Source organism: Clostridium sp. Marseille-P2415, from assembly GCF_900155545.1.
GTDB lineage: Bacteria > Bacillota > Clostridia > Lachnospirales > Lachnospiraceae > Lacrimispora.
Genome location: NZ_LT732525.1, coordinates 186,286 through 198,412, shown reverse-complemented (window position 1 = coordinate 198,412; position 12,127 = coordinate 186,286). Strand labels below are relative to the sequence as shown.

The following is a 12,127-nucleotide window of genomic DNA, read 5'->3' as shown; positions in this document are numbered from 1 at the left end:
ATGGCATGAGCGATGAGTTTGATATGGTGGCTTTGGAAGCCGTGACCAATCAGTATCTGGGCGGTGACACATCCCTTGCCTGTGCTCCTGAGACGGCAAGGCAGATTGACGGTGAAGTGATAAGGATTATAAGAGAGCAGCACCAGAAAGCTTTACAGATACTGAAAGACCATGAGAAAAAGCTTCATGAAATAGCGGAATACTTACTGGAGCGGGAGACAATTACAGGGGAAGAATTTATGGAAATCTTCAATAAGGCAGAGGTTTAATGCTTTTGCCATTCCGCTGAGAAAAGAAAATGAAACAGCCGTTCCGTCATAGGATTCCCAAGCAGTAAGCAAAGAAGCAGTGACAGAAGGAAGGAGGCCGTCAGGTTGACAGCCTGGCTGCCGGATAAGAGGCCGTTTGCCTTTGCCAGCTTTAAGAAAAAGCCGTGCAAAAGGTAAACGGCCATTGTATGTCTTCCCAGAGCAGAGACAATGGGGATCCTGCGTCCGGGCAGATAAAAAAGAAGCCATGAGGTCCAGATTCCGGCATTTAAGAGGAGCAGTCCCCTTATCCGGATGGAATAACCGCCCAGAGCGTAAGACGTGGAATGGTAGAGCCATTCCGGTTTTATGCTTAACCGGTTTGACCACAGCAATAGGATGCATCCCAGCATGACGAGACATAACAGAGAGCCGGCCATAGAACCCCTTTTTTTCAAAGCCTGCAAGCTGGATTCCCACACATTGCGGCATAGGTATCCCGTTAGAAAGAAAGGAAAAAGGACAACGGTCCTGGAAAAGCTGAACCGGTATCCGGCCCATGGCACAAAGCCGATTAAAAGCGCAAGAGCCACTGCTCCGGTAATGAACCAGAGCCTGAAATGCTGATACCGGTCAATTACCGGCAGGAGCAAATACCAGAAAAACAGGGACATTAAGTACCACATCAGCCAGTAGGGACGGGTAAAGGGGTGGGAAAAGGGATCCCCAAGAAAGAATTTCCCAAACAGCAGGTAAAGGACCTGGAAACAGACATAAGGATAAAGAATTCTCTGAATCAGGTGCCTGGGATTCCATTTTGCAAAATATCCGGAGCAGAATGCAAAGGCAGGCATGTGAAAGGAATAGATGAGAAGGGAAAGAAAAGCGCTGATATCTCCCTTAAAAAGTTCCAGAAAATGTCCGAACACAACAAGGAAGATCAAAAGCGCCTTTGTATTGTCCATTTTAAAGTTTCTTTGTTCCCGGTCCATAGATTACCTGCCTTTTATTTTTTCTTTAATATCTCTGCGTACATCCATCCGTTGTACTTAAATACCGATTGGTCCTTTAAAATGGACATCTGCCTGCGCCAATCCCGCGGTGTCTGTCCCATGATGGAAAGAAAGTGCCGGTTAAAGCTTGATATGGAATGGAATCCCACCCGTTCGGAAATGCTTAAGACGGATTCCTCTGTCATGCGCAGCAAGTCGGCGGCCTTCCGGATCCGGGTAGCATTTAAGTGTTCCAGAGGCCGGGTTCCCATGACCGAGGAAAACAGCCTGCGGAAGTGAGTCGGGCTTAAGCCGCATAAGCCGGCCAGGTTTTCCATTGGGAAATCCTCCATATAGTGGTACCGGATAAAATCCAGTGCCGGTGCAATGACCAGAGCGTTTTCCGGCTGCTGGTCTTCTTTTTTGCTTCCGGCGGCAGCGATCCGCATCAGGTTTGAAGCCAGAGCAAGAAAAAGGCCGCGGACGATAAGCTCATAACCCGACTCTTTTCTCTTCATCTCTTCTATGATCTCCGTTACAAGGGAATGGATCACCGGGTATTCCTTCTTCCCCATGATCCGGCTTAAATGGTGTTCGGATATGGAAAACAGATCCACATTACGGAGGTCCGTTCCGGTAAAAAACGGGTGTAGAAGTTCCCCCATATCCACGAACAGATAGGACCATTTGCTGGCTGTTCCCGGCGTGCTGCAGGTGGTGTGCGGGATGTCACAGGATATGGCGGTGACGTCTCCGGCTTCAAAGGGAAAGGATATATCCTCGAATTTCATGATTCCGCTGTCCGTCTCGCACAAGCCGATCTCCAGACAGTTGTGGATGTGAAGCCGTCCGGAAGGAACGTCGGATATCCGCCAGTGTTCCCCTGTCAGGAGCAGGACAGGAAAATGGGCGGGAAGATCATAATCCCGGAATTCGATAATTGTCTTTTTACGCCTGGGCATATCTGCCTCATCCTCCTGGAATTTACTCATTTCATTATACATTATATCTAAGCGATATTTCAACCAATACCGGATGAAAAGATAAGCTGATAAAACTGAAAAACAGCTTAATGGAAAGAAAAAATTGGGAAAATACCTGGTATCTGGGAAAAGCATTCCATTGAAAATGGATTATCGCAAAAGTAAAAGGTTGAAATTGCATAGTTTTGACCGGGTTTTGATTGGAAACGGTATCCGGGTTTTTTTATAATATTACTATAAATAAAAGCGGATATGGGGGAGTAATTATGAAAATTTCCGAAAGACAGGAAAACCCGGGCAGTCAGATCCGGAGAAAGAGGCACGGGATGGCCTGGTACTTAAGACGTGACTGGCAGCTATACGTACTTATGGTTCTTCCTATACTTTTTATCCTGATTTTTAAGTTCTTACCATATACCGGATTGTCCATTGCATTTAAGGATTATAAGGTGGCAAAGGGGTACTCGGAAAGTCCCTGGGTGGGATTTTCGGTTTTTGAAAAGGTGTTTAAGAAAAGGGATTTCGGCCAGGCTCTGGGCAATACCCTGCTGTTAAATATTCTGGACCTGGTTTTCAGCTTCCCGATGCCGGTTATCCTTGCCCTTATTCTCAATGAAATCAGAAATAAGTATTTTAAGAGCGTGATGCAGACGCTTTTATATCTGCCCCATTTTTTATCCTGGGTCATCATCGGAGGAATCGGCTATTCCATGTTTTCTTTAAGCAGCGGGGTAGTCAATGCGCTCATTCAGAATGCCGGGCACAGTCCCATACCGTTTCTCCAGGAGGACACCTGGTGGCTGGTCAGCTACGTATTCATCGGTGTATGGCAGTCCATGGGGTGGGGGACCATCATTTACCTGGCGGCCATAACCGGTGTTAACTCCGAACTTTACGAGGCAGCGAGGGTGGATGGGGCCGGCAGATGGAAGCAATGCCTTCATGTGACATTGCCCTGTATCCGCAGCACCATCGTAACGCTTCTCATCATGAACCTGGGAAAACTTATGGGAGGCAGCTTTGAACGGGTCTTTGCCCTGGCTAATGCCAAAGCGACCCAGTATACCACTACAATTCCGGTATTGGTATACCGTATGGGGATTGAAAGCGGAAAGTTCAGTGAGGCGACTGCTCTGGGATTGTTCCAGTCCATCATCGGCCTCGCGCTGGTGCTGGCAGCGGATTACACAGCCAAGCGCCTCGGTGAAGACGGATTGATTTAAGGAGGGAATAAATATGAGCCGGAACAGAATCAGAAACCACAGGACATGGACCGGAAAAAGGGTGAGGGCCCGGGCTGTCGACTTGTTTTTCTATCTTTTTCTTTTGCTGATTTCCCTTACCTGCCTGCTGCCATTTCTGCATATATTTGCGAAATCCGTCAGCAAAGAAGCTTATGTCATTGCAAATAAGATTTTTATAATACCGAAGGATATTAATTTCCATGCCTATTATAAAGTGTTCCAGGATGCTTCCATTATGCGTTCGCTGTATGTGTCCGTCATAGTGACCGTGTCATTTACGGCAATCGGCATCTTTTTAACCATCAGTGCGGCGTATGCCTTAAGCAGGACCCGTTTAAGGGGAAGGAAGATCATGACGTTCTTAATCATGTTTACCATGTATTTTGCCGCAGGTACCATTCCTGACTATCTGCTTATGAACCAGCTGCATATGCTGGATACCTGGTGGTGCATGATCCTGCCTCTGTCCTTTTCAGCCTATAATTTTCTGATCATGAAGAATAACTTTCATGCGTCCATACCGGATAGCCTGATTGAATCAGCTCTTATGGACGGGGCCAGCCACTTCCGGATATTAAGCAGCATCGTGGTGCCTTTATCCAAGCCCATCATCGCTACCATTTCCTTATTTTACGCGGTAGGCCGCTGGAATGCGTATTCCGATGCCCTGTTCTATGTCAAACAAAGAACGGATTTAAGGCCGCTGCAGCTAAAGCTCTATTATCTGGTAGTGGCAGCCAGTGAGTCCTTTAAAGCCGAGGGGGCTGTGGTGACGGGACAGATTACCAACCCGGAGGTTTTAAAAGCTTCCTGCATCATTTTTGCAACATTACCCATTGTCTGTATCTATCCCTTTGTACAGAAGTATTTTGTACATGGGACCATGATCGGTGCAGTGAAGGGATGAGCGCGTCCAGAAAAGGGCGATTGGTTTAGTGGGTGGAAATCCCATACGGCAAGGCGTAGCGAGCCACCGTTAGCGAGTCTTGGGTGTTGTCTGGTAACAGGCAAGGCTAAGCGTAGACAGTCAGGAAACAGGGTTGCAATGCTATCGAGCTTCGAAATTTTACAAAGTCTTAAAGGCCGACGCAGTTTATCCATGCGGAAGGCAACATCATAACAAGCGTTAAGCGAGTTTGTTATGGCTTTGACGGAGTCCAAGGGCCAATCATGTTTTACAATGACTAATCAGTCAACTGGAGAGAGCCTGTGATTTCCTGCAAAGCAGATAACTGCTGCATGCAGGTATGACGTACAACGATGACAAGGAGGAAATCAAAGGAGTCACAGGCAGTCGGACACTCTCATAGTACCAAAGAAGCCAGTAATGATGGCGGAGGGAAGGGGAGTGCATAATAACACTCTTTCTGAGGGCACATTTACCGCACTCAGGGGCGGGAGGATAAATGCAAACGAAATTAGAAAGAATAGCAGACAAATCGGCTCATGAAAGCCGACCGGTATTTACATCACTGTATCACTTGCTGAATGAGGAACTATTGCTTCAATGCCATAAAGAATTAGACGGAAAGAAAGCAACAGGAGTCGATGGAATAACAAAAGAGGAATACAGCCAAAACTTAAGAGAAAACATCAGAAATCTGGTGAAAAGACTTAGGAACAAGGCATATAAGCCGAAACCGACCCTGCGGGTGTATATACCGAAAGCAAATGGAAAGAAGCGTCCACTGGGTATTGCAGTCTATGAAGATAAAATTGTGCAATTAGGACTAAAGAAGATATTGGAAGCGGTATATGAACCAAAGTTTCAGGAGAACATGTACGGATTCCGGCCGAAACGCGACTGTCATATGGCAATCAAAGAAATGTGTATCAGTATCGTGCGAAAGCGTATCAACTATGTTGTAGATGCAGATATCAAAGGTTTCTTCGACCATATGAGTCACGAATGGACAATGAAGTTCGTTGAATACTACATCAAAGACCCGAACATACTCTGGCTGATAAAGAAGTATCTGAAAGCAGGAGTGCTGGAAGAAGGGAGGTATCAGACGAATGAATGGGGATCCGCCCAAGGAAATATCATCAGTCCGATATTGGCAAATATCTACATGCACCATGTGCTGGTGTTGTGGTACAAAGCATACTTTGAGAAACGCGGAACGGGAATGAGTTTTCTGGTAGTGTATGCAGATGATTACCTGGCAGGCTTTGAACATAAGGGGGAAGCCAAACGATACTACGAAGAGATGCAGATACGGCTGTGTAAATATGGGTTGGAACTAGAGACGAGTAAAAGCAGACTTGTAGAATTCGGGAGATATGCGAAAGAAAGAAGAAAGCGAAAAGGGGAGGGAAAACCCGAGACCTTTGATTTCTTGGGATTTACATTCTATTGCGGAGAAAACCAGGAGGGAAAGTTCTGTGTGATACCGAAAACCAACGGGAAACGAATGCGGACAAAACTGAAGGAGATGAAACAGTGGCTGAAGAACAATCGAACAAAGCCATTAAAAGAGATAATGCTGATCCTTAATCGTAAGCTGGTTGGACACTACAGATACTACGGTGTGACGTATAACATACCATCGCTGATGAAGTATCACTATTACACAACGCGCCTGTTATACCGCTGGATGAATCGAAGGAGTCAGAAGAAAAGCTACAATTGGGAGGAATTTAAGCAGATGCTGGATTATTATCCGCTGGCATATCCCAAGAGGTATTACAATCTCTATGCGTAGCGGGAATCTGTAAATGTTATTATGAAGAGCCGTATGCGGGAAAGCCGCACGTACGGTTCTGGAAAGGACTTCGCATTGTGAGGTGCGATTTTACTAAACGCGCGTCCAGAAAAGGGCGATTGGTTTAGTGGGTGGAAATCCCATACGGCAAGGCGTAGCGAGCCACCGTTAGCGAGTCTTGGGTGTTGTCTGGTAACAGGCAAGGCTAAGCGTAGACAGTCAGGAAACAGGGTTGCAATGCTATCGAGCTTCGAAATTTTACAAAGTCTTAAAGGCCGACGCAGTTTATCCATGCGGAAGGCAACATCATAACAAGCGTTAAGCGAGTTTGTTATGGCTTTGACGGAGTCCAAGGGCCAATCATGTTTTACAATGACTAATCAGTCAACTGGAGAGAGCCTGTGATTTCCTGCAAAGCAGATAACTGCTGCATGCAGGTATGACGTACAACGATGACAAGGAGGAAATCAAAGGAGTCACAGGCAGTCGGACACTCTCATAGTACCAAAGAAGCCAGTAATGATGGCGGAGGGAAGGGGAGTGCATAATAACACTCTTTCTGAGGGCACATTTACCGCACTCAGGGGCGGGAGGATAAATGCAAACGAAATTAGAAAGAATAGCAGACAAATCGGCTCATGAAAGCCGACCGGTATTTACATCACTGTATCACTTGCTGAATGAGGAACTATTGCTTCAATGCCATAAAGAATTAGACGGAAAGAAAGCAACAGGAGTCGATGGAATAACAAAAGAGGAATACAGCCAAAACTTAAGAGAAAACATCAGAAATCTGGTGAAAAGACTTAGGAACAAGGCATATAAGCCGAAACCGACCCTGCGGGTGTATATACCGAAAGCAAATGGAAAGAAGCGTCCACTGGGTATTGCAGTCTATGAAGATAAAATTGTGCAATTAGGACTAAAGAAGATATTGGAAGCGGTATATGAACCAAAGTTTCAGGAGAACATGTACGGATTCCGGCCGAAACGCGACTGTCATATGGCAATCAAAGAAATGTGTATCAGTATCGTGCGAAAGCGTATCAACTATGTTGTAGATGCAGATATCAAAGGTTTCTTCGACCATATGAGTCACGAATGGACAATGAAGTTCGTTGAATACTACATCAAAGACCCGAACATACTCTGGCTGATAAAGAAGTATCTGAAAGCAGGAGTGCTGGAAGAAGGGAGGTATCAGACGAATGAATGGGGATCCGCCCAAGGAAATATCATCAGTCCGATATTGGCAAATATCTACATGCACCATGTGCTGGTGTTGTGGTACAAAGCATACTTTGAGAAACGCGGAACGGGAATGAGTTTTCTGGTAGTGTATGCAGATGATTACCTGGCAGGCTTTGAACATAAGGGGGAAGCCAAACGATACTACGAAGAGATGCAGATACGGCTGTGTAAATATGGGTTGGAACTAGAGACGAGTAAAAGCAGACTTGTAGAATTCGGGAGATATGCGAAAGAAAGAAGAAAGCGAAAAGGGGAGGGAAAACCCGAGACCTTTGATTTCTTGGGATTTACATTCTATTGCGGAGAAAACCAGGAGGGAAAGTTCTGTGTGATACCGAAAACCAACGGGAAACGAATGCGGACAAAACTGAAGGAGATGAAGCAGTGGCTGAAGAACAATCGAACAAAGCCATTAAAAGAGATAATGCTGATCCTTAATCGTAAGCTGGTTGGACACTACAGATACTACGGTGTGACGTATAACATACCATCGCTGATGAAGTATCACTATTACACAACGCGCCTGTTATACCGCTGGATGAATCGAAGGAGTCAGAAGAAAAGCTACAATTGGGAGGAATTTAAGCAGATGCTGGATTATTATCCGCTGGCATATCCCAAGAGGTACTACAATCTCTATGCGTAGCGGGAATCTGTAAATGTTATTATGAAGAGCCGTATGCGGGAAAGCCGCACGTACGGTTCTGGAAAGGACTTCGCATTGTGAGGTGCGATTTTACTAAACAATTGAAATCTTTTAAGAAATAGGAGGGGACATTCATGAGAAAAAGGAAAGTATGGAAAAAGGCAGCGGCATTCGGTATGGCGGCGGTCATGGCCGCAGGTCTTTTAACGGGCTGCAGCGGAAAAAAGGAGGAAACGGTTTCCGACGGTACGAAGTCAGGGACAGAAGAAACAAAAAAGGCCGGGGGAACTGTAAAAAAGGAAGGCTATACGGATTATTCCCAGGGATTTCCGGAGAATGTGACCATAAAAATCCCGGTGTACGACAGAGGCTTTGAAGGCTGGGATCCGGTAAATAATTACTATACCAAATGGATCCAGAAATCGTTCGGCGATAAGTATAACGTTACCATCCAGTATATTGCGATCAACCGCCAGAATGAGATTGCGGATTATATGCAGATGATCGCGGCTGGAAATGCGCCTGATATTATTTACCATTACGATATGCCCCAGGCTGTGAATTACAATTCCGAAGGGGCCATGCAGGAGCTGGATTTAGAAGAAATCAAATACTATGCCCCTGATTTTTATAAGAAGACGGAAGATATCATAAATACCTATGGAAAACTTGACGGCAAAAACGTGTTCTTCTTTGCGGAGCGGGAAGCCATCTATTATAGCTGGGTGACCTTAATCCGTCAGGACTGGCTTGATAAAGTGGGGATGGAAAAACCAACCACACGGGAAGAGCTTTATGCGGTGGCCAGAGCATGGAAAGAGGCCGGACTTGGGACACTGGGGGATCAGATCATCAATAAGAGCTACACCTATGCATATCCGTTTATCGGTGCCGACCCGGATGATAAGGAACTGAATCTGTATCTGGATTTAAATGTTGCGCCTCTTACCTGGAAGGCCAGCAAAGACTATTTGAAAGCCATGAACCAGGCATACAACGATGGCATACTGGATCCTGAATTTTACTTAAATGCCGACGATGCGGCATGGAAAGCGGATTTCGTGGCCGGCAATGTTGGAACCTATTCCTTTTATATTTCTGCCAATACGGATGTCATAAACAGCTTAAAGGCAAATGACCCGGAAGCGGATGTTTCCGTGATCAGCCCCACCGCTCAGGCTCCGGCCGGAAACCCTGCTTATTATTATAAGTATCCTCCTTACGGTATTGTGATGGGAATCAATTCCAAGACAAGTGATGAACAGAGGGCGGCAATCTGGATGTACTTAAACTGGATGGCCCAGCCGGAAAACTTATTCTTTTTACAAAACGGGATAGAAGGTGTGAATTACACCCTGGACGCAGATGGGATCGCGGTACCTGCGGACGGCTTTGCAGGAGAATCAAAGCTTTCCAATAACAACAATAAGGATTACTGGTGCCTGGTAACAGAGGTAGTTGCTGACTATGGAGATGAAGAAAAAAATTTAAAAGCAAATACAAAGAAGCTGGCTCCGGCCGGGTATGAGGATCTGATCCGGCAGTCCTACGAATATACCAAGGAAGTGGAACAATATGGCCTGATCAGTCCGATCTTTACCCAGAGCGTAAGCTCCATCAGTGAATACGCCTCCGATTTAACTGCCATGTGGCAGGAATTCTATGTTGACATGGTGACCTGCAAGCCGGAAGAACTGGATGCAAAGTATGAGGAATACTGTAAGGAGTATCTGGATAACGGTTATCAGGACATTCTGGACGAAAAGCAGGCATTGATCGATTCCGGCAATTATGTCGCAGAATAAAAGAAGAAAGGGCTGTTGCAGATCCGCACCGGCCCTTTCTTAAAACACAGCAGGCAGAGTGAAAGGAAGAACATATATGACAGAGACAAAAAAAGGAAGCTTTACACTTCCGGGAGAATCCGGCTATGAGGAGCTGACTCTTAAGCTGGCAGACCGCTGGGGAGCCGATGTGATCCGGGACAGCGACGGCACGGTGCTTTCCGATGAGATAACAGGGGCAGGATACGGAATCTATTCCACCATTTGCATGATCCGGGATCACAACGGGTGGGCCAAGGCCCATCCGGAACAGCTCCAGCAGACCTTTCTGGTCACGGAACCAGGAACAGCAGAAGAAAGCCTGCTGGTAATCCATCTGCTGGAGGACTTTTTCGAAGAGCAGTTCTGTATCAATGACAGCAGGGAATCCGTGAAATACTGGCAGGTATACGACCGGACTACAGACCAGGAGCTGTCCGGTCTCTTATGGACTTATGATGCAGAAACAGGCAATGTGATCATATCGGAAGCCATTTCCCTTCATCAATATACCGTCAGCTTTCTGGCATACCGGATATGGGAGGAGATCTCCATGTACAATCATGTGACCAACCACTGGGAAAAGGAGCATCTGATGCCGGTGGATCCCAGACATGAGGAAACCAGGGCCTATTTATCCGGATGGCTGAAGACGTGGTGTGAAAACCATCCCGCCACAACAGTGGTGCGCTTCACCTCACTCTTTTACAATTTTGCCTGGATGTGGGGGAGCAGTGAAAGAAAACGGAATCTCTTCAGTGACTGGGGGTCTTATGATTTTACCGTCAGTCCCAGGGCGTTAAAAGAATTTGAACAGCAGTATGGCTATGCCCTGACTGCCGAAGATTTCATCAACCAGGGAAAATTCCATGTAACCCATATGCCTCCGGGAAAACGCCAGCTGGATTACATGGCCTTTGTGAACCGTTTTGTAGTGGACTTTGGAAAGGAACTGGTGGAGCTGGTCCATGGCTATGGAAAAAAAGCCTACGTATTTTATGATGACAGCTGGATCGGTGTGGAGCCATATAACAGCCATTTTAAGGAATTCGGCTTTGATGGTCTGATCAAATGCGTATTCTCCGGCTACGAGGCAAGGCTTTGTGCAGGAGCAGAGGTAGAAACCCATGAATTAAGACTTCACCCATACCTCTTTCCCGTAGGCCTTGGCGGGGCCCCTACCTTCAGCCGGGGCGGTGATCCGGTAAAGGACGCAAAAGAATACTGGAATCATGTGCGCCGCGCCCTTCTGCGGGAAAAAATAGACCGCATCGGCCTTGGCGGATATCTCCATCTGGTGGAAGACTACCCGGATTTTTGCAGCTATATCGAAAAAATAGCAGATGAATTCCGCCTGATCAAGACCTTTCACGAGAATGGAGAAGTATACACCCTTCCCTTAAGGACAGCAGTTCTTCATTCCTGGGGAAAACTCCGGTCCTGGACCTTATCCGGACATTTCCATGAGACTGATATACATGATCTGGTCCATATAAATGAAGCCTTATCCGGCCTTCCCGTTAAAGTGGAATTCATAAGCTTTGATGATGTGAGGGAGGGAGCCTTAAAAAATGTGGATGTTCTCATAAACGCAGGAGCTGCCGGAACCGCCTGGAGCGGAGGCGATGCCTGGGCAGACAGCAGGGTGGTTGATGAGGTGACCCGTTTTGTTCACGAAGGAGGAGTTTTCCTTGGTGTGAATGAGCCATCGGCGAAAGAAGGCTGCCATACTTTCTTCCGAATGGCCCATGTGCTTGGAATTGATAAGGATACCGGTGCGAGAGTATGCCATGGCCGCTGGGATTATAAGAAGGAACTTATAAAAGACCTGTTGCCGGATGGAGCCGGAGTACGGGGAAAGAGCGGCCTTTACTTAACCGACGGTAAAGCCCGTGTGCTTAAGGAGGAGAATGGGATCCCTTCGGTCACGCTGCATGAGTTCGGTAAAGGATGCGGGATTTATTTAAGCAGCTTCCAGGTGAACTGCGAGAATACCAGAATGCTGCTAAACCTGATGCTCTATGGGAAAAAAATGGACTTAAGGCAGAAGTATTTAACGGATAATCCCTATACGGAATGCGCATGGTACCCGGAAAGCCGCCAGCTTGTGGTGATTAACAACAGTGAGAAGCTTAAGCAGGCTTCCGTAGAAACCGGTTTCGGCGTATCCCGTGTGACCGTTCAGGCTTTTGATACGGTTATCATGACATTATAGGGGATGGAGGTGCCGGCCGC

The 12,127-nt window shown here is 46.5% G+C and carries 8 protein-coding genes and 1 pseudogene; 7 read left to right on the top strand and 2 right to left on the bottom strand.

Translation table 11 applies throughout. From position 1 onward, the window contains the following. A pseudogene (locus BQ9856_RS00935) lies at positions 1–269 on the top strand (ATP-dependent zinc metalloprotease FtsH); the annotation flags it as partial. Here BQ9856_RS00935 and BQ9856_RS00930 read toward each other — a convergent pair. After that, entirely contained in the window at positions 266–1,240 is a 975-nt protein-coding gene (locus BQ9856_RS00930; RefSeq protein WP_077609319.1) for an acyltransferase family protein, read from the bottom strand. The pseudogene BQ9856_RS00935 and the gene BQ9856_RS00930 overlap by 4 nt on opposite strands. A 14-nt stretch (positions 1,241–1,254) precedes the next feature. Continuing rightward, complete coding sequence (locus BQ9856_RS00925) at positions 1,255–2,202, bottom strand: helix-turn-helix domain-containing protein (protein WP_077609318.1); 948 nt, start codon at positions 2,200–2,202, stop codon at positions 1,255–1,257. 287 nt (positions 2,203–2,489) lie between these two features. On the opposite strand from BQ9856_RS00925, the gene BQ9856_RS00920 reads away from it, so the two are divergent. The 6 genes from BQ9856_RS00920 to gnpA all read left to right on the top strand — a co-directional run bounded on the left by BQ9856_RS00920 (position 2,490) and on the right by gnpA (position 12,107). Further along, complete coding sequence (locus tag BQ9856_RS00920; RefSeq protein WP_077609317.1) at positions 2,490–3,446, top strand: ABC transporter permease; 957 nt, start codon at positions 2,490–2,492, stop codon at positions 3,444–3,446. Positions 3,447–3,459: 13 nt separating this feature from the next. Next, positions 3,460–4,374: a carbohydrate ABC transporter permease gene (locus BQ9856_RS00915; protein WP_077609316.1), complete on the top strand. Its 915-nt coding sequence runs from the start codon at positions 3,460–3,462 to the stop codon at positions 4,372–4,374. 499 nt (positions 4,375–4,873) lie between these two features. Beyond that, complete coding sequence (gene ltrA, locus BQ9856_RS00910) at positions 4,874–6,172, top strand: group II intron reverse transcriptase/maturase (RefSeq protein WP_077609315.1); 1,299 nt, start codon at positions 4,874–4,876, stop codon at positions 6,170–6,172. Between the two features lie 598 nt (positions 6,173–6,770). Beyond that, on the top strand, positions 6,771–8,069 hold the full coding sequence (gene ltrA, locus BQ9856_RS00905; protein ID WP_077609315.1) for a group II intron reverse transcriptase/maturase: 1,299 nt from the start codon (positions 6,771–6,773) through the stop codon (positions 8,067–8,069). A 134-nt stretch (positions 8,070–8,203) separates the two neighbouring features. Further along, the gene (locus BQ9856_RS00900) at positions 8,204–9,874 is read left to right on the top strand and encodes a hypothetical protein (protein WP_077609314.1); all 1,671 of its coding nucleotides are present in this window, start codon (positions 8,204–8,206) and stop codon (positions 9,872–9,874) included. Between the two features lie 76 nt (positions 9,875–9,950). Next, complete coding sequence (gnpA, locus tag BQ9856_RS00895; protein WP_077609313.1) at positions 9,951–12,107, top strand: 1,3-beta-galactosyl-N-acetylhexosamine phosphorylase; 2,157 nt, start codon at positions 9,951–9,953, stop codon at positions 12,105–12,107. The last annotated feature ends 20 nt before the right edge of the window (positions 12,108–12,127 follow it).

Coding starts and splice junctions, on each gene's coding strand:
- BQ9856_RS00930 (WP_077609319.1), bottom strand. CDS start 1,240: ATGGACCGGGAACAAAGAAACTTTAAAATGGACAATACAAAGGCGCTT.
- BQ9856_RS00925 (WP_077609318.1), bottom strand. CDS start 2,202: ATGCCCAGGCGTAAAAAGACAATTATCGAATTCCGGGATTATGATCTT.
- BQ9856_RS00920 (WP_077609317.1), top strand. CDS start 2,490: ATGAAAATTTCCGAAAGACAGGAAAACCCGGGCAGTCAGATCCGGAGA.
- BQ9856_RS00915 (WP_077609316.1), top strand. CDS start 3,460: ATGAGCCGGAACAGAATCAGAAACCACAGGACATGGACCGGAAAAAGG.
- ltrA (WP_077609315.1), top strand. CDS start 4,874: ATGCAAACGAAATTAGAAAGAATAGCAGACAAATCGGCTCATGAAAGC.
- ltrA (WP_077609315.1), top strand. CDS start 6,771: ATGCAAACGAAATTAGAAAGAATAGCAGACAAATCGGCTCATGAAAGC.
- BQ9856_RS00900 (WP_077609314.1), top strand. CDS start 8,204: ATGAGAAAAAGGAAAGTATGGAAAAAGGCAGCGGCATTCGGTATGGCG.
- gnpA (WP_077609313.1), top strand. CDS start 9,951: ATGACAGAGACAAAAAAAGGAAGCTTTACACTTCCGGGAGAATCCGGC.